Origin of the sequence: Streptomyces sp. NPDC006385 (assembly GCF_040612485.1) — a bacterium.
Taxonomy (GTDB): Bacteria; Actinomycetota; Actinomycetes; order Streptomycetales; family Streptomycetaceae; genus Streptomyces.
Genome location: NZ_JBEXQG010000030.1, coordinates 80071 through 95960, shown reverse-complemented (window position 1 = coordinate 95960; position 15890 = coordinate 80071). Strand labels below are relative to the sequence as shown.

Genomic DNA, 15890 nt, shown 5'->3' with positions numbered 1-15890 from the left:
GGGTCGCCTTCCGGTCTTCCGACCTCTCGGTCTTCCGACTTTCCGGCCTCTCAGCCCGGACTAGGGGGCGATCGTGTTCGGCGCTTCGCGCCTGCGCGCGTTCGCCCCCTCGACACCGGCGCACCCCCTTGGCTTGCGGGACTGCCACCGTGAGGGTCACTCGGTGGCGATGGCGCGCAATACGTCCAGGCGTGCCGCTCGGCGTGCCGGGCGCAGGCCCGCCAGGGCTCCGGCCGTCAGGCCGACCAGGGCCACCAGTGCCAGTTGCAGGGGCGGCATCGCGAAAGCGAAGGCGCTGTCGCTCGCGCCGTCGGAGGCCCTTACCAGGACCCAGCCCAGGAAGGCGCCGAGAGCCAGACCGCCTACCGTGCCGAAGGCCGCGACCAGGATCGATTCCCAGCGGACCATCGCGCGCAGCTGGGAGCGGGTCTGGCCCACGGCCCGCAGCAGGCCCAGTTCGCGGGTGCGCTCGTGGATCGCCAGGGTGAGCGTGTTGGCGATGCCCAGGAGCGCGATGAGCACCGCGAGGGCGAGGAGCGCGTAGACGAGGGTGAGCATCATGTCGATTCCGCCCGCCGAGGACTGCGCGTACTCGTCGCGGGTCTGGACTTCGGGGTTGCCGTACCGGGCGGTGACCTGCTCCACCGCCGCCTTGCCCTGGTCCGTGCTCACGCCGTCCTTGAAGGAGACGGCGAGGAGGGTGTCGGCGTCCTGGGTGCGGTGCGGGGCCCATGCCTCGCGGGTGACGACGTAGTCGCCGGCGAGCTCGGACTGGCCGTAGACCGCGCGGACCGTGAAGGTCTCCTGTCGTCCGTCGGTGAAGGTGAGGCGGGTCTTGTCGCCAGTCGTCAGGTTCTGCTTGTCGGCCTCCTTCCCGGTGATGGCGATGCCGTCGGTGCCGAGGTCGCGCAGGGAGCCGTCGACGTGGCCGAGGTCGAAGGTGCGTTCCAGGGCGACAGGGTCGGTGACCGTCAACGCCCTGCCCCTGCCGTCGACTTCGGCGACCCCGCGGCCGAGTCCCACGGCCGTGTCCACCTCGGGCAGTCGCTGGACCTCGTCGGCGAGGCGAGGGCTCAGTCCGCTGCCGCCAGCCCCGAACGCCGGTGTGCTCACGGCGACGTCACCGGCGAAGGAGCGGGAGACGGTCTGGTCCATGGTCGCCTTCAGCGAGGCGCCGAACACCGTGAACAGGGAGACGACGGCCACACCGATCATCAGGGCGCTCGCGGTGGCGGCCGTCCGCTTCGGGCTGCGCAGGGCGTTGCGCCGGGCCAGTCCGCCGGTGACGCCGCGCAGGCGGTCGAGGGGGCCGCCGAGGACGCGTACGGCCGTGGTGGAGGCGACGGGGCCGAGCACCACGAACGCGGCCAGGGCGAGGGCGGCGCCGGTCCCCGCCAGCCAGATCGACGGGGTCAGCAGGACTCCGCTGAGCGTGACGCCGATCGCGAGGGCGATCAGGCCCAGGCCGGTGACGGCTCGGGCACGGGAGGCGCCGGAGGTGTCGACGGCCGTTTCTCGCAGGGCGGCCAGGGGTGCGGTGCGGCCGGCGCGTACGGCGGGCAGCAGCGCGGAGCCCAGGCAGACCACGATGCCGACCGCGAGGGGCAGGGCCATGGAGAGCGCGCTGATCACCAGGTCGCCCTCGGGGAAGGGGAATCCGATCGCCGGGAACAGCGCCTGGAGTCCGGCGGCGATGCCGATGCCGCCCGCGAGTCCGGCCGCCGACGCGGTGACGGCCACGGCGGTCGCCTCCGTGAGGGTGGACGCGGCGACCTGGCGGCGGGAGGCGCCGAGGGCGCGCAGCAGGGCGTTCTCGCGGCTGCGTTGGGCCACGACGATCGCGAAGGTGTTGTGGATGGAGAAGGTCGCCACCAGGAGGGCCACGCCTGAGAACACCAGGAGGAAGGTGGTGAAGAGGGTCAGGAACTGACTGGCGATCATGTCCGTGTTCTCCTCGGCCGACTCCTGACCTGTGATGGCCTCGACTCCGTCGGGGAGCAAGGGGGTCAGGCGGTCGACCAGCTCCTGCTGGCTGACGCCGGGTTCGGCCCGCACCTGGATGCTCGCGGCCTCGCCGGGCCGCGCGGTGAGGTACTTCTCGGCGTCGGCCCGGGTCATGCCGGTGAAGGTCACCTGCGCCATGCCGTCCTCGCCGCCGAAGGTCGCCAGTCCGACGATGGTCACCTTGACGGGGTCGGGGGTGCGCAGGGTCGTCGTGTCGCCGATCCTCAGGTCGCCGCGGTCGGCGGTCCCGCGGTTCACGACGACCTCGCCGGGCTGCCGCGGGGCGCGGCCCTCGGCCAGGCGGTACGGGTTGAGTTCGGGGTCGGTGATCCAGTTGCCGGCGAGGGTGGGCGGGCCCTGGCCGCCGATGGGGTCGCCGTTCTTGCCGACGAGTTGGCCGGCGCCCTGGATGCTGGGCGCGGCGGCCGCGACGCCGGGGGCCCGCTCGATCGTGCTCACCAGGCCGGCGTCGACGGGCTCGCGTACGCCCTCGCTCTCACCCGGCGTGGTGATGGCGTCGGCGCTGCGGACGACGGCGTCTGTGCCGCTGGTGGCGTTGCCGAACATGGTGTCGAAGCTCGCGCGGAGCGTGTCGCCCATGACGAGGGTCCCGGCGAGGAAGGCGACGCCGAGGAACACCGCGAGGAACGTGCCGGCGAAGCGGCGCTTGTGGGCGCGCAGGGAGGACACGCTCAGTCGGACGGACGCGTTCATGACGGCACCTCGAAGGCTTTCATCCGGTCCAGGACCTTGTCGGCGGTCGGGCATTCCATACGGTCGACCAGGCGGCCGTCCGCGAGGAACACGACCTCGTCGGCGTGAGCGGCGGCCACCGGGTCGTGGGTGACCATGACGACCGTGCGGGACGTCTGGCGGACCGCGCGGCCGAGCAGGCCGAGGACCTCCTCTCCGGAACGGGAGTCGAGGTTGCCGGTCGGCTCGTCGGCGAAGACGACGTCCGGCTGCCCCGCGAACGCCCTTGCCACGGCGACGCGTTGCTGCTGGCCGCCGGAGAGCTCGGAGGGCCGGTGGTGGAGCCGGTCGCGCAAGCCGACGACGTCGATCAGCGCGTCGAGCCACTCCGGGTCGCCCTTCGCGCCCGCGAGGTCGAGAGGCAGCGTGATGTTCTCCGCGACGGTCAGGGTGGGCACCAGGTTGAACGCCTGGAAGACGAAGCCGACGCGGTCGCGGCGCAGGAGGGTGAGGCGGCGGTCGTCGAGGGTGCTCAGGTCGGTGTCGCCGATGTGGGCGGTGCCCGAGGTGAGCGTGTCGAGGCCGGCCGCGCAGTGCATCAGGGTGGACTTGCCGGAGCCCGAGGGCCCCATGATCGCGGTGAAGCGGCCGACCGGGAAGCCGACGCTCACCCCGTCCAGGGCCCTCACGCTGGTGTCGCCGGTGCCGTACACCTTCACGGCGTCGACGACCCGGGCGGCGGTCCGGGTGACGGTGGTGGTCGTCATGCCGCACCGCCCTTGCCCGTACGGCCGAACTGCTCGTCCAGGACGGACAGTCGGCGCCAGTACTCGTCCTCGTCGATCTCGCCGGAGGCGAAGCGGTGGCCGAGCACGGTGATGGGTGAGTTGTCGTCGGCGGCGGGCCGCCAGGGGCCGCCGCGGCGTCCGCGCCACACCGTGCGGCGCAGCAGCGTGACGCCGCCGATCACGACGGCAGCCCAGATCAGGGGGAAGAGGAGGATCCACGGTCCGGGGCCGCCGTCTGCGAAGTGAGCCAGGGTCTGCATCTGGAGTCATCTCCCGAGTCGGTTCGTTCGGTTCGTTCGGTTCGTTCGGTTCGTTCGGTCGGTTCGGTCGGTTCGGTTCGGTGATGCCTCGAGACTCGCTCCCGAGCGGGGTCCGGGTCGTCGTACGGCCAGCGGCAGTGCGCGTACCTCGCGGGGAGTACGCGGGGCTGATTCCGCTGCTTCGAGAAAGCGTTCAAGGCCGGCTCGACTTCTGTAACTACTAGTATGTACAGTGACGGTATGAGCACCTCGGACACCTCGGACCGACTGATCGAGTCCACCCGTGAGCTGCTGTGGGAGCGCGGCTATGTGGGCACCAGCCCCAAGGCGATCCTTGAGCGCTCGGGCGCCGGGCAGGGCAGCATGTACCACCACTTCAAGGGGAAGCCCGATCTCGCCCTGGCCGCGATCAGACGGACCGCCGAGGAGATGCGCGCTACCGCCGCGGAAGTACTCGACGGTCCCGGAGCGCCGTACGAGCGCATCGAGGCGTATCTGCGGCGGGAGCGCGATGTGCTGCGCGGCTGTCCGATCGGGCGGCTGACGATGGATCCGGAGGTGATGGCGAGCGACGAGTTGCGCGCGCCGGTCGACGAGACGCTCGACTGGCTGCGTGAGCGGCTCGCCGGGATCGTCGAGGAGGGCAAGGAGCAGGGCAGGTTCGCGCCCTGGCTCGACGGCGAGGAGGTCGCGGCGACGATCGTCGCGACGGTCCAGGGCGGCTACGTCCTCGCCCGCGCGTCCGGTTCGCCCGCCGCCTTCGACGTCGGCGTACGGGGTCTGCTCGCCCTTCTCTCACCACACTAGAAGGCGGCCCGATGCACGCGATGCAGTACGAACTCACCCTGCCCGCCGACTACGACATGGAGATCATCCGCCGACGCGTGGCACACAAGGGGCACTTGCTCGACGCGTGGGCGGGCCTGGGCCTGAAGGCGTATCTCGTGCGCGAGCGGGGTGTGCACGGAGCGCCGGTCAACCAGTACGCGCCGTTCTATCTGTGGAACACCGTCGCCGGCATGAACGGCTTCCTGTGGGGAGGCCCGTTCCAGGGCATCGTCGACGACTTCGGGCGCCCGTCGGTACGGCAGTGGTCCGGGCTGGCGTACCAGGAGGGCGTAGCCGCCCGCTCCCCCGCGCGGGCAGCGGTGCTGCGGACCCGACAGGTGCCGGACGGGGTGCCGTTGACCGACTTCATGGCGGACGCGGTGCGCGAGAACGAGCGGCTGGCCGGCGCGGACGGCGCGGTGCTCTCGGCGTCCGCCGTGGACACGAGTCGCTGGCAGACAGTCCACTTCTCCGTGTGGGACAACGACACGCCCAAGGCCGACGGCGACCTGTACGAGGTGCTGCACCTGTCCGCGCCGGGGCGGGACCGTTTGCCGTGCTGACGGCGAAGGGGCAGGACGAAGGGGCAGGACGAAGAGGGAGGACAACGAAAGAAGGCGAAGACATAGCAGTGGAGACGCGCATCTGCCCCAACCGCGGGGGCGGAGCTGGTTCCGAGACCTTGCCGTTCATGGTGTTCTCGCAAGGAGGCCCATCTCGTCGAGGCCCTCGCGCACGGCGCGCAGGCCCGCGCGGGAGATGGTCAGGGCGATCGGGCCGGTGACGTTCTCGCAGGAGCGCTCGTACGCCGTCGCCTCGTCGTCCCCGGCGAGTCGGAAGCGGGCGGGCGGCCCTGTGGAGCCTGACGTCGGCCTGACGCGGGCAGGCGCCACTTTCGCAACAGACCCTAGAGCCTGCTGTCGTCCAGCCGTCCGATGTGGGCCACGTTCCCCCGGTCCTCGGCGTCGGTGCTCGCCTCGGCCGCGAACCAGGCGTCGAGGATCTCCTTGAGCAGGGGCTCGGACGTCAGCCGCAGGCTGAGGGCGAGCACATTGGCGTCGTTCCAGCGGCGGGCGCCGTCCGCGGTGTAGGCGTCCGCGCACAGGGCGGCGCGTACGCCCGGCACCTTGTTCGCGGCGATCGACGCGCCCGTGCCGGTCCAGCAGCACACGACCGCCTGGTCCGCCGTGCCGGCGGCGACCTCGCGGGCGGCGGCCTCCGAGCAGGGCGCCCACTGGGTGTTCTCGCCGGGGCTCAGCGCGCCGTGGGTGACCACCTCGTGGCCGCGCTCGCGCAGCTCGGCGACGAGGAGGCGGGCCACGGGTTCGTCCATGTCCGAGGAGACGGAGATCCGCATGGGTCGAGCCTACCCCCGGGCGTGCGCCCGGCCGAGCCGCGGCCGAGCATGGAGGTGACCGGCGGGAACGGCCGAGGAGGAGCCATGCCGACCCTGCACATCGAGCACCCGATCAAGGACTTCGCCACCTGGAAGTCGGCCTTCGACCGTTTCGCCCCGCAGCGCGCCGAGGCGGGCGTACGGCACCACCGCGTCCAGCGGCCGGTCGACGACCCCGCCTACGTCGTCGTGGACCTGGACTTCGACGAGGTGGCCGACGCCGAGCGGTTCCTGGGGTTCCTCAGGACGCGGGTGTGGTCGTCGTCCGAGAGCGCCCCGGCGCTGGCCGGTGCGCCCCGGACCCGGATCCTGGAGACCGCGGAGGAAGGCTGAGCCCTATGTGAGCGCGCCGAGCGGGTCGTCCAGTACCGGCTGCCAGGCCAACTCGGCGGCGCCGACCAGGCTGTTGTGGTCGAGCGTGCAGGCGAGGATCGGGACACCGCCGCTCTGGCCCCACAGGCTGCGGTCGGCGACGACCGCGCGCAGACGGTCGGGGTCGGTGTCGAGGAGGGTGCGGTGCAGGCCACCGAGGATGATGCGGTCCGGGTTGAGGATGTTGACCAGCCCGGCCAGGCCCAGGCCGAGGCGGTCGATGAGCGCTTCGGTGGCCGTGCGGACCGCCGGGTCGTCGTACTGGGTGCGGATGAGGTCCTTGGCCTGCTGGAGCAGGGACACCTCGGGGCCGGGCTCGCGGCCGGCCGCCGTGAGGAGGGCCAGCGGGTCGGCCTCGACGTCCAGGCAGCCCCGGCTGCCGCAGTGGCAGGGTCTGCCCTCGGGGTTGACGGTGAGGTGGCCGACCTCCAGGGCCAGGCCCGAACTGCCGGTGTGCAGACGGCCGTCCAGCACCAGCGCACCGCCGACGCCCCGGTGCCCGGTGGCGACGCACAGCAGGTCGCGGGCGCCGCGGCCCGCGCCGTGCCGGTGCTCGGCGAGCGCGGCGAGGTTGACGTCGTTGGCGGCGAAGGCGGGGCCGGTGATCCCGGCCGCGCGCACGCACTCCGTGAAGATCCGGCGGACGGGCGCGCCCACGGGCCACGCCACGTGCAGGGGGTTCAGGGCCAGGCCGTCCGGTTCGGCGACCGCGGACGGCACGGCGAGTCCGGCGCCGACACAGCGCCGCCCGGTGTCGCGCAGCAGGTCGGCGCCCGCTTCGACGACCGATCCGAGGACCTTCGCGGGATCGGCGTCCACGGTCTCGCAGCCGGGCGCGGTGGCGACGATACGGCCGCCGAGGCCGACCAGCGCCGCCCGGAACCCGTCGGCGTGCACCTGTGCGGCGAGGACGACCGGACCGTCCTCGGCGACCGCCAGCCGGTGCGAGGGCCGCCCCTGCGAACCGGCCGCGGCGCCGGGCCGGGCGTCGACCCTGATCAACCCGAGCGCCTCCAGTTCGGCGGCGACCGCGCCTGCCGTGGCCCTGGTCACCCCGAGCTCGGCGGTGAGGACAGCGCGCGTGGGGGCGCGTCCGGTGTGCACGAGCTCCAACGCGGGTCCGAGCGCACCGCGCCCCCGGTCCAGCCGCGTCCTCGAGGTGGTCCCTTCCCCCGCCGGCCGGGGGTCCGCCTTGCCGCTCATGAGGGCGAGTCTCCCATGATCCGCGGGTGCGGCGGCCTACCGCCCGCTCACCCTGAGCGTGATGTTCAGCCGCCCGGTCAGCCCCAACTCCGGCGGCGCGGTGCCCGGCCGCACCTTCGGCACGCCGTGGTGGGCGAGCCGCGCCGGGCCGCCGAACACGAACAGGTCGCCGCTGCGCAGTTCGACGTCCGTGTACGGCCGGGTCCGCGTCTCGGTGTTGCCGAAGCGGAAGACGCAGGTGTCGCCGAGGCTCAGGGACACCACCGGCGCGTCCGAGTCCTCGTCGCTGTCGCGGTGCATGCCCATGCGGGCGTCGGCGTCGTAGAAGTTGATCAGTGCGATGTCGTACGCCACCGGCTCACCCGGCGCGCGCTCCCCCAGCGCGTCCCGCACCGCGCGGCGGCCCAGCTCGCCCAGCCGGTCCGGGAACGGTTTCACCGGGGCGCCGTCGCCGTCGACGACCGTGCGGGCATAGCCGTACGGGTACCAGTGCCAGCCCAGGCAGACCTGCCGGGCGGTCATCGTGCCGCCGCCGGGCGTGCGGACCGTGCGCAGCCCGGCCGGCGGTCGCGCCCACTCGCGGCAGGCCGCCAGCAGCTCGCGCTGGTGCTCCGCGTCCAGCCAGTCGGGCACGTGCACCGCGCCCGGCGCGACCTCGGTACGCCCCCGGGGAAACAGCTCGGCGTCCATGCCTTCCATCCTCCCGCACCGGCCATGAGCTGCGGCTCGGCCGGCGGCGGGTCCGGGCGGGTGCCCGGGGTCGCTTAGCCTTGACGCACGATGAACGAGCGTATGAAGACGCCCTGGGGCGAGCCGGCGCTGACCCGATTTCCGGAGGACCCGCGCGACAGGCTGCGCGCCTGGGACGCCTCCGACGAGTACCTCCTCAGGCACCTCGCGCAGCGGGAGGTCCCGCTGTCCGGCTCGGTCGTGGTCGTCGGCGACCGCTGGGGCGCCCTGGTCACGGCGCTCGCGGCGCACCGTCCGACGCAGATCACGGACTCGTACCTGACCCAGGAGGCGACCCGGGCCAATCTCGCCCGGCACGGCGTCGAGCCCGGCACGGTCCGGTTGCTCACCACGCAGGACGCGCCGCCGGAGCGCGTCGACGTCCTCCTCGTGCGGGTGCCGAAGAGTCTGGCGCTGCTGGAGGACCAGTTGCTGCGGCTGGCGCCCGCCGCCCACGCGGACACCGTGGTGGTCGGCACGGGCATGGTCAAGGAGATCCACACCTCGACGCTCCAGCTGTTCGAGCGGATCCTCGGACCGACCCGCACCTCGCTCGCGGAGAAGAAGGCCCGACTGATCTTCTGCACGCCCGAGCCGTCGCTCGCGCGGCCGGCCAACCCATGGCCGTACACCTACACTCTCCCCGACGGCGTCGGCGCGGTCTCGGGACGCACGGTCGTCAATCACGCGGGCGTCTTCTGTGCCGACCGGCTCGACATCGGTACCCGCTTCTTCCTCGGCCACCTGCCGGACGGCGGGCGCGGCGGGCGCGTGGTGGACCTCGGGTGCGGCAACGGTGTCGTCGGTACGGCGATGGCGCTGGCGAACCCTCAGGCCGAGGTGCTGTTCGTGGACGAGTCGTTCCAGGCCGTGGCGTCGGCGGAGGCGACGTACCGGGCGAACGGGGTGCGGGGGCACGCCGAGTTCAGGGTCGGGGACGGGCTGGCGGGCGTGCCGGCCGGGAGTGTGGACCTCGTGCTCAACAATCCGCCGTTCCACTCCCATCAGGCGACGACCGACGCGACGGCCCGGCGGATGTTCACGGGCGCCCGGCGCGCGCTCAGGCCGGGCGGTGAGCTGTGGGTGATCGGCAACCGGCATCTCGGCTACCACGTGAAGCTGCGACGGCTGTTCGGCAACTGTCAACTGGTCGCGAGCGACCCGAAGTTCGTCGTGCTGAGGGCTGTCAGGCGGTAGGCGTCACGGGGCGTCGGCGTCGGCGTCGCCGAAGCGGTAGCGGTTCAGGCGGTACGACTCGATCTCGCGGCGCCGGATCACCGTCATGGCCCGCAGCAGCAGCCGTACGGAGAGCGGGACGGCATCGCGGACCGAGCCGGTGAAGTCGGCGAAGGTCCGGGATTCCGCGAGGCGGACGTCGGGGCGCCAGGTCTCGACCTCCCTGGGGTCGTCGCAGCGCCAGCGCATGCGGGCGGCCATCTTGGCGAGGACGTCGTGGCTGTCCTGCCGGTCGATGACGTGGCCGTTGGCCGTCTCCAGGGCCAGTTCGGCGCCGGACAGCTCGTCACCCACGAGGTCGAACACCGTGCGGACCTGGTCCTGGTCGAGGTAGATCAGCACCGCCTCGGCGACCAGGAAGTGCGGCCCCGGGCTCGCGCGCACCGCCTCGGTCCAGGTGGGATCCGTGACGGAGGCGGCGAGGGTGCGCCTGCGGTCGGTGTCCTGGAAGAAGGTGCGGCGCAGGGTGATGACGTCGGGCAGGTCGAGGTCGAACCAGTGGACCGTGCCGTTGTCCAGGCGTTCGAACCGGGTGTTGAGGCCGGTACCGATCTCGACGACCGTTGCGCCCGGGTGGTGGCGCAGGAAGTCGGCCACCCAGGCGTCGAACTGGAGTGTGCGCAGTGTGGCGCCGATCAGGCTCCTCGCCCCGTCGAAGCGCGAGAAGTCGTAGTCGAGGGAGTCGACCATCTCCACGGCCTTCGGGTCGTGTATCAGGCCGTTGCGCTTACGCGTCTGCACGGCCCGCCCGTAGAGCGGGATGAGCAACGTCTCCTGGATCTCGCCCAGTTGGGGAGTCGACTTCGACTTAGGCATACCTAAGTATGCACACGTTCTCCGGGTCTGGGAGCCCCCAGCAGCCGGACGATGCGGGCCACCGCCCGAACCATCGCCTCCCGTCCCACGCTGAGGTACGTGCGCGAGTCGACCGCCTCGGGGTGGGCGGCGAGGAAGTCGCGGATGGCGGCCGTCATGGCGATGTTGAGGGCCGTGCCGACGTTGACCTTGGCGATGCCGCCCGCCACCGCCGTGGTCAGTTCGCCGTCGGGGACGCCGGAGGAGCCGTGCAGGACGAGGGGGACGTCCAAGGTGGCGGACAGGTGTTTGATGAGCTCGTGGTCGAGAGTGGCGGTGCGGGTGGTCATGGCGTGGGAACTGCCGACGGCCACGGCGAGGGCGTCGACGCCGGAGTCGGCGACGAAGGCGTGCGCCTCGGCGGGGTCGGTGCGGGCGCCGGGGGCGTGGGCGTCGAGCGGCGGCTCACCGTTCTTGCCGCCCAGTCGCCCCAACTCCGCCTCGATCCACAGCCCTTGGGCGTGCGCCCAGTCGACCGCGGCCTTCGTCGCGGCGAGGTTCTCGGCGTAGGGCAGTCGGGCCGCGTCGTACATCACCGAGCTGAATCCGGCGTGTGGCGCCTGGCGGAGCAGGTCGTCGCTCTGGATGTGGTCGAGGTGCAACGCGACGGGCACGGCGGCGCGTTCGGCGGCGGCGACGGCAGCGCGGGCGAGCGGGAGGAGCCGTCCATAGCGGAACTTGACGGCGTTCTCGCTGACCTGGAGGACGACGGGCGAACTCACCGACTCGGCGCCGGTGATGACCGCCTCGATGTGCTCCAGGGTGATGACGTTGAAGGCGGCGACGGCGGAGCGGGCTGCGGCGGCACGGGTGATGAGCTCGCCGGTGGTCACGAGGGGCACGGCCTGTCCTTTCTCGGCGCGTCAGGAGACCGGCCACCTGAGGGGAGTCGGCCAGGGGGGCTCTGTCAGAGGCTCTGACAGAGGCTCTGACAGAGGCTCCGTCAGGGGACTCAGTCAGGTGGGACTCGGTTTCAGGGACTCGTCATGGGGTGAGGATCACCGAGCGGGTGAGGTGGCGCGGGTTGTCCGGGTCCAGGCCACGGGCCGCCGCGACGGCGACCGCCAGCCGCTGGGCGCGGACCAGTTCGGCGAGGGAGTCGAGGCGGCCCTCGATCCACAACCCGCCGGTGGCGCGCACCTGTTCGGCGAGCCCCTCGGGCGCCTCACCGAACATCCAGGTCGCGGTTCCGCGCGTGGTGATGCTGATCGGGCCGTGCCGGTACTCCATCGCCGGGTAGGCCTCGGTCCAGGACAGCGACGCCTCCCGCATCTTCAGCCCCGCCTCGTTGGCCAGACCCACGGTCCAGCCGCGGCCGAGGAAGGTGAACTGCGTGCAGTCCACGAGCCCTTCGGGCAGGTCGGTCGCGAGCGCGCTACGGGCGTCGGCCACGGCGGCGTCGGTGTGCAGGCCGAGGTGAGCGCGGAGCAGGGTGAGGGCGGTGGTGGCGAACCGGGTCTGCACGACGGACCGTTCGTCCGCGTAATCGAGGACGACGACCTCGTCGGCGGCCGTCATGACGGGCGTGTCCGGGTCGGCGGTGATCGCCGTGGTGCGTGTGCGCCCCTTCGACCGCCCCAGTAGATCGAGCACTTCGGTGGTGGTGCCGGAGCGGGTGAGGGCGACGACACGGTCGTACGTCCGCCCGAGCGGGAACTCCGACGCGGCGAAGGCGTCCGTCTCCCCCTGGCCGGATCCCTCGCGCAGCGCGGCGAACGCCTGTGCCATGAAGTACGACGTCCCGCAGCCGACGACCGCGACCCGCTCGCCCGGCGCCGGCAGCGCCCCACCGAGGCCGGCCGCCTCCGCCGCGGCGCGTGTCCAGCACTCGGGCTGGCTGCTGAGCTCGTCCTCGACATGGGTCATGCCGCCACCGTCCCGGCTTCCGAGAGAGCCTGTGATGATGATCCATCCAGCTGGATGATTGCTCCTGCAAGATATCGCTCGCTTTCGAGCAGAATCAAGCAATTCGGCCGAGAGGGGTGCGCTAAGGTCGCGGGGAGATCGAGGAACGGAGGCCGGATGTCGCGCGACGCCCGCTGGAAGGCGCTGCTGGAGCTGCTCGTCGAGCGGGGCCGGCTGGACGTAGAGGAGGCGGCCGCGGAGCTGGAGGTGTCGGCCGCCACGATCCGCCGCGACTTCGACCAGCTCGCCGAGCAGCAGATGCTGGTCCGCACCCGGGGTGGCGCGGTCGTGCACGGGGTGTCGTACGAACTGCCGCTGCGCTACAAGACGGCCCGGCGTGCCTCCGAGAAGCAGCGCATCGCCAAGGCCGTGGCCGACCTCATCGCGCCCGGCGAGGCGGTGGGACTGACGGGCGGTACGACGACCACCGAGGTGGCGCGTGCCCTGGCCGTGCGCGGGGACCTGACGTCCGGCTCGCCCGCGCTGACCGTCGTCACGAACGCGCTCAACATCGCCAATGAGCTCGCCGTGCGGCCCCAGTTCAAGATCGTGGTCACGGGTGGGGTCGCGCGCCCCCAGTCGTACGAGCTCATCGGACCGCTCGCGGACGGGGTGCTGGCCCAGATCACGATCGACGTGGCGGTGCTCGGCGTCGTCGCGTTCGACGTCACGCACGGCGCCGCCGCGCACGACGAGGCGGAGGCGGCGATCAACCGGCTGCTGTGCGAGCGCGCCGAGCGGGTGGTCGTGGCCGCGGACTCCAGCAAGCTGGGCCAACGGGCGTTCGCCCGGATCTGCGCGGCCGACGCGGTGGACACCCTGGTCACGGACACGACGGCCACGCCGGAGACGGTACGGCGCTTCGAGGAGGCGGGGCTGCGGGTCATCACGGTCTGAGCGCTGACCAATACCAGGTCTGGGCCCCACCGGCTCCGGCTCCCGCCCCCAGACCAGCCCCCGATCCCGGCACCCTCCCGCCCGATTCCCCCTAGGCTGGGAGCGAGGCGCGTGGTGGGGTGAGGAGGCTGCGATGGGCAGGGCACCGAGCGACCAGGACGTACCGGCGGCCTCCCGTTATCTGCCGATCGCCGAGCACGGGCTGATCGGCGATCTGCGCAGCGTGGCCCTGGTCGGGACGGACGGCACGATCGACTGGTACTGCTGCCCGGCCTTCGACGCGCCCAGCGTCTTCGCGGCGATCCTGGACGCGGAGAAGGGCGGGTGCTTCGAGCTGGCGGCGGCGGTTCCGGCGCGGACCAAGCAGTTCTACTTCCCCGACACCAACGTCCTGATCACCCGGTTCTTCACCGAGGACGGCGTCGGCGAGGTGCAGGACTTCATGCCGGTCGACGGTGACTCGGTCGAGGCCGAGCGACACCGGCTGATCCGGCGCGTGGTGTGCGTACGCGGGTCGATCCCCTTCCGGACCCGGGTCGCGCCGCGCTTCGACTACGGCACCCGGCCGCACACCGTGCGTCTGGTCGGTGACGTCGCCGTCTTCGAGTCCGAGAAGCTGTCGCTCGGACTGACCGCGACCGTGCCGTTGGAGGTCGACGGCCCGGACACGCGGGCCGAGTTCAAGCTCGCCGAGGGCGAGTCGGCGGTGTTCGCGCTGGACCAGGTCGGCGGGGACGTGACCCCACGCCGGTGCGCACGGACGGAGGCGGAGGAGCAGTTCAACAGCACGGTGGCGTACTGGCGGCACTGGCTGTCCGCGTCCCGGTACCGGGGCCGCTGGCGGGAGATGGTGCACCGCTCCGCCCTCACCCTCAAACTGCTCACCTACGCGCCCACCGGCGCCATCGTGGCCGCGCCGACGACGAGCCTGCCCGAGCAACTCGGCGGCGAGCGCAACTGGGACTACCGGTACGTGTGGGTGCGTGACGCCGCCTTCTGCGTGTACGCGCTGCTGCGGCTCGGCTTCACCGGCGAGGCCGAGGCCTTCATGGACTTCGTGACCCGGCACATCACACCGGGCGACGGCAAGCCGTCGGGCCCGCTGCAGATCATGTACGGCATCGACGGCCGCACCGATCTGCCCGAGCGCCGGCTGGACCACCTGGAGGGGCACCTCGGTTCCGCCCCGGTGCGCGTCGGCAACGCCGCCGCCGACCAGCTCCAACTCGACATCTACGGCGCGCTGATCGACTCGGTCTACCTCTACGACAAGTGGGCACAGCCCGTCTCCAGCGACCAGTGGGACGACGTGTGCGCACTGGTGGACTGGGTGTGCGAGAACTGGGACCGGCCCGACGAGGGCATCTGGGAGACCCGCGGCGGACGCAAGAACTTCCTGTACTCGCGGCTGATGTGCTGGGTGGCGATCGAGCGGGCCATCCGCATGGCCAACCGGCGCGGTCTGCCCGCCGATCTGGAGCGCTGGCGGGAGTGCCGGGACACGATCTACCGCCGGATCATGAAGCGCGGCTGGTCCGAGAAGCGGCAGGCCTTCGTCCAGCACGAGGACGGCGACGTGCTCGACGCCGCCGTGCTGATGATGCCGCTGACCAAGTTCATCGCGCCGACCGACCCCAAGTGGCTGTCCACCCTCGACGCCCTCACCCAGGACCTGGTGTCCGACTCGCTGGTCTACCGCTACGACCCGCAGGCGAGCCCCGACGGACTGCGCGGCGACGAGGGCACGTTCTCGATCTGCTCGTTCTGGTACGTCGAGGCGATGGTCCGCGCCGGCCGGATCGACGAGGCCCGGCTCGCCTTCGAGAAGATGCTGACGTACGCCAACCACCTGGGCCTGTACGCCGAGGAGATCAGCCACACCGGTGAGCAACAGGGCAACTTCCCGCAGGCGTTCACCCATCTCGCCCTGATCAGTGCGGCCTTCAACCTGGACCGTGCCCTGGGGTGAGAGGCTCGGGGAATTACCGACGAGACATCGAAGTTAGGCGAGGCTAACCTAACAGGGGTTCTCTCCATGACCCGAAGGGCACCCCTGATGACGCCTGGCTCGATCTTCCCGTACCTCATGCCAACCCCCGCCATGCTGCCCGACGACACGACGGGGTGGACCCTCGACCCGGTCCGAGCGGCGCTGGTGGTCCTCAACTTACAGAGGCGCTTCGTGCGCGCACTGGACCAGGAGGGCGCCCCGATCCACCAACTCCTCACCAACACCTGCCGGTTGATGAGTGCCGCCCGTGCCGCGGGCGTCCCCGTCATCCACTCGGTGCCCGTCAGGGAACGCGGAGCCGCGCTGCACGTACGGCAGCCCGGCGCCCCGGCCGACGGGGGCGGCGAGGCGTTCGCCGAGGAGGTCGAACCGCGCATCGGGGACGCCGTGCTCACCGCCCGCAAGCACAGCGCGTTCGCCCGCACCAGGCTGGACAGCCGGCTGCGCGACCTGAAGCGGGATCAGGTCGTGATAGCGGGGCTGGTCGCGCGGGTCGGCGTCATGATGACGGCCGCGGACGCCTGGGCACAGGACCTGGAGCCCTTCGTCGTCGCCGACGCCGTCGCCGATCACTCCGCCGGAGGCCATGAGTTCGCGCTCGAATGGGTGGCGGACACCTGCGGGGCGGTGACCTCCACGGAAGGTGTCGTGGAGATCTTCACCCCTGCCGCGTCGACGGCGGAAGCGGTCTAGGCGCGGCACCTCAGTGCCTT

General features: G+C 71.9%; 17 protein-coding genes. 7 read left to right on the top strand and 10 right to left on the bottom strand.

What is annotated here, in order from left to right; all coding sequences use genetic code 11:
* Positions 1 to 156 precede the first annotated feature (156 nt).
* From ABZ078_RS23145 to ABZ078_RS23135, 3 genes are read right to left on the bottom strand one after another with little or no spacing between them, the layout of a single operon-like run.
* The gene (locus tag ABZ078_RS23145; RefSeq protein WP_356577940.1) at positions 157 to 2718 is read right to left on the bottom strand and encodes an ABC transporter permease; all 2562 of its coding nucleotides are present in this window, start codon (positions 2716 to 2718) and stop codon (positions 157 to 159) included.
* Positions 2715 to 3464: an ABC transporter ATP-binding protein gene (locus ABZ078_RS23140; protein WP_356577938.1), complete on the bottom strand. Its 750-nt coding sequence runs from the start codon at positions 3462 to 3464 to the stop codon at positions 2715 to 2717. Before ABZ078_RS23140 ends, ABZ078_RS23145 begins: the two co-directional genes overlap by 4 nt.
* Complete coding sequence (locus ABZ078_RS23135; protein ID WP_356577936.1) at positions 3461 to 3745, bottom strand: SHOCT domain-containing protein; 285 nt, start codon at positions 3743 to 3745, stop codon at positions 3461 to 3463. Before ABZ078_RS23135 ends, ABZ078_RS23140 begins: the two co-directional genes overlap by 4 nt.
* 225 nt (positions 3746 to 3970) lie before the next feature.
* Between ABZ078_RS23135 and ABZ078_RS23130 the strand changes: the two genes are divergently transcribed.
* Positions 3971 to 4552 carry a TetR/AcrR family transcriptional regulator gene (locus ABZ078_RS23130; protein WP_356577934.1) on the top strand — a complete coding sequence of 194 codons (582 nt, stop codon included), beginning with the start codon at positions 3971 to 3973 and terminating at the stop codon, positions 4550 to 4552.
* A gap of 11 nt (positions 4553 to 4563) precedes the next feature.
* Positions 4564 to 5136, top strand: coding sequence for a DUF4865 family protein (locus ABZ078_RS23125; RefSeq protein WP_356577932.1), 573 nt, complete (start codon positions 4564 to 4566; stop codon positions 5134 to 5136).
* 126 nt (positions 5137 to 5262) lie between these two features.
* On the opposite strand, the gene ABZ078_RS23120 is transcribed toward ABZ078_RS23125, so the two are convergent.
* Both ABZ078_RS23120 and ABZ078_RS23115 read right to left on the bottom strand, forming a co-directional pair.
* Positions 5263 to 5466 (bottom strand): hypothetical protein, encoded by a 204-nt coding sequence (locus ABZ078_RS23120; protein WP_356577946.1) that lies wholly within the window; start codon positions 5464 to 5466, stop codon positions 5263 to 5265.
* A 14-nt stretch (positions 5467 to 5480) separates the two neighbouring features.
* Positions 5481 to 5930, bottom strand: a complete 450-nt coding sequence (locus ABZ078_RS23115; protein ID WP_356577930.1) for an RpiB/LacA/LacB family sugar-phosphate isomerase — start codon at positions 5928 to 5930, stop codon at positions 5481 to 5483.
* Positions 5931 to 6014: 84 nt separating this feature from the next.
* Here ABZ078_RS23115 and ABZ078_RS23110 point away from each other — a divergent pair, with 84 nt between their 5' ends.
* Positions 6015 to 6302: a hypothetical protein gene (locus ABZ078_RS23110; RefSeq protein ID WP_356577928.1), complete on the top strand. Its 288-nt coding sequence runs from the start codon at positions 6015 to 6017 to the stop codon at positions 6300 to 6302.
* Positions 6303 to 6305: 3 nt separating this feature from the next.
* Here ABZ078_RS23110 and ABZ078_RS23105 read toward each other — a convergent pair whose 3' ends face one another.
* Both ABZ078_RS23105 and ABZ078_RS23100 read right to left on the bottom strand, forming a co-directional pair.
* Positions 6306 to 7544, bottom strand: a complete 1239-nt coding sequence (locus tag ABZ078_RS23105) for an ROK family protein (RefSeq protein WP_356577926.1) — start codon at positions 7542 to 7544, stop codon at positions 6306 to 6308.
* A 36-nt stretch (positions 7545 to 7580) separates the two neighbouring features.
* Positions 7581 to 8234: an alpha-ketoglutarate-dependent dioxygenase AlkB gene (locus tag ABZ078_RS23100; RefSeq protein ID WP_356577924.1), complete on the bottom strand. Its 654-nt coding sequence runs from the start codon at positions 8232 to 8234 to the stop codon at positions 7581 to 7583.
* Between the two features lie 102 nt (positions 8235 to 8336).
* Between ABZ078_RS23100 and ABZ078_RS23095 the strand changes: the two genes are divergently transcribed.
* A complete protein-coding gene (locus ABZ078_RS23095) occupies positions 8337 to 9470 on the top strand; it encodes a methyltransferase (RefSeq protein WP_356577945.1) in 1134 nt (377 codons plus the stop codon).
* Positions 9471 to 9473: 3 nt separating this feature from the next.
* Here ABZ078_RS23095 and ABZ078_RS23090 read toward each other — a convergent pair whose 3' ends face one another.
* The 3 genes from ABZ078_RS23090 to ABZ078_RS23080 form a co-directional block, all read right to left on the bottom strand.
* Positions 9474 to 10325, bottom strand: coding sequence for a class I SAM-dependent methyltransferase (locus ABZ078_RS23090; protein WP_356577922.1), 852 nt, complete (start codon positions 10323 to 10325; stop codon positions 9474 to 9476).
* Between the two features lie 2 nt (positions 10326 to 10327).
* Entirely contained in the window at positions 10328 to 11206 is an 879-nt protein-coding gene (locus tag ABZ078_RS23085) for a class II fructose-bisphosphate aldolase (protein WP_356577920.1), read from the bottom strand.
* A 142-nt stretch (positions 11207 to 11348) separates the two neighbouring features.
* On the bottom strand, positions 11349 to 12230 hold the full coding sequence (locus ABZ078_RS23080; protein WP_356577918.1) for an SIS domain-containing protein: 882 nt from the start codon (positions 12228 to 12230) through the stop codon (positions 11349 to 11351).
* Between the two features lie 156 nt (positions 12231 to 12386).
* Between ABZ078_RS23080 and ABZ078_RS23075 the strand changes: the two genes are divergently transcribed.
* The 3 genes from ABZ078_RS23075 to ABZ078_RS23065 all read left to right on the top strand — a co-directional run bounded on the left by ABZ078_RS23075 (position 12387) and on the right by ABZ078_RS23065 (position 15870).
* On the top strand, positions 12387 to 13166 hold the full coding sequence (locus ABZ078_RS23075) for a DeoR/GlpR family DNA-binding transcription regulator (protein WP_356577916.1): 780 nt from the start codon (positions 12387 to 12389) through the stop codon (positions 13164 to 13166).
* 133 nt (positions 13167 to 13299) lie between these two features.
* The gene (locus ABZ078_RS23070) at positions 13300 to 15135 is read left to right on the top strand and encodes a glycoside hydrolase family 15 protein (protein ID WP_356577914.1); all 1836 of its coding nucleotides are present in this window, start codon (positions 13300 to 13302) and stop codon (positions 15133 to 15135) included.
* 117 nt (positions 15136 to 15252) lie between these two features.
* Positions 15253 to 15870, top strand: a complete 618-nt coding sequence (locus ABZ078_RS23065) for an isochorismatase family protein (RefSeq protein ID WP_356577912.1) — start codon at positions 15253 to 15255, stop codon at positions 15868 to 15870.
* The last annotated feature ends 20 nt before the right edge of the window (positions 15871 to 15890 follow it).

Coding starts and splice junctions, on each gene's coding strand:
- ABZ078_RS23145 (WP_356577940.1), bottom strand. CDS start 2,718: ATGAACGCGTCCGTCCGACTGAGCGTGTCCTCCCTGCGCGCCCACAAG.
- ABZ078_RS23140 (WP_356577938.1), bottom strand. CDS start 3,464: ATGACGACCACCACCGTCACCCGGACCGCCGCCCGGGTCGTCGACGCC.
- ABZ078_RS23135 (WP_356577936.1), bottom strand. CDS start 3,745: ATGCAGACCCTGGCTCACTTCGCAGACGGCGGCCCCGGACCGTGGATC.
- ABZ078_RS23130 (WP_356577934.1), top strand. CDS start 3,971: ATGTACAGTGACGGTATGAGCACCTCGGACACCTCGGACCGACTGATC.
- ABZ078_RS23125 (WP_356577932.1), top strand. CDS start 4,564: ATGCACGCGATGCAGTACGAACTCACCCTGCCCGCCGACTACGACATG.
- ABZ078_RS23115 (WP_356577930.1), bottom strand. CDS start 5,930: ATGCGGATCTCCGTCTCCTCGGACATGGACGAACCCGTGGCCCGCCTC.
- ABZ078_RS23110 (WP_356577928.1), top strand. CDS start 6,015: ATGCCGACCCTGCACATCGAGCACCCGATCAAGGACTTCGCCACCTGG.
- ABZ078_RS23105 (WP_356577926.1), bottom strand. CDS start 7,544: ATGAGCGGCAAGGCGGACCCCCGGCCGGCGGGGGAAGGGACCACCTCG.
- ABZ078_RS23100 (WP_356577924.1), bottom strand. CDS start 8,234: ATGGACGCCGAGCTGTTTCCCCGGGGGCGTACCGAGGTCGCGCCGGGC.
- ABZ078_RS23095 (WP_356577945.1), top strand. CDS start 8,337: ATGAAGACGCCCTGGGGCGAGCCGGCGCTGACCCGATTTCCGGAGGAC.
- ABZ078_RS23090 (WP_356577922.1), bottom strand. CDS start 10,325: ATGCCTAAGTCGAAGTCGACTCCCCAACTGGGCGAGATCCAGGAGACG.
- ABZ078_RS23080 (WP_356577918.1), bottom strand. CDS start 12,230: ATGACCCATGTCGAGGACGAGCTCAGCAGCCAGCCCGAGTGCTGGACA.
- ABZ078_RS23075 (WP_356577916.1), top strand. CDS start 12,387: ATGTCGCGCGACGCCCGCTGGAAGGCGCTGCTGGAGCTGCTCGTCGAG.
- ABZ078_RS23070 (WP_356577914.1), top strand. CDS start 13,300: ATGGGCAGGGCACCGAGCGACCAGGACGTACCGGCGGCCTCCCGTTAT.
- ABZ078_RS23065 (WP_356577912.1), top strand. CDS start 15,253: ATGCCAACCCCCGCCATGCTGCCCGACGACACGACGGGGTGGACCCTC.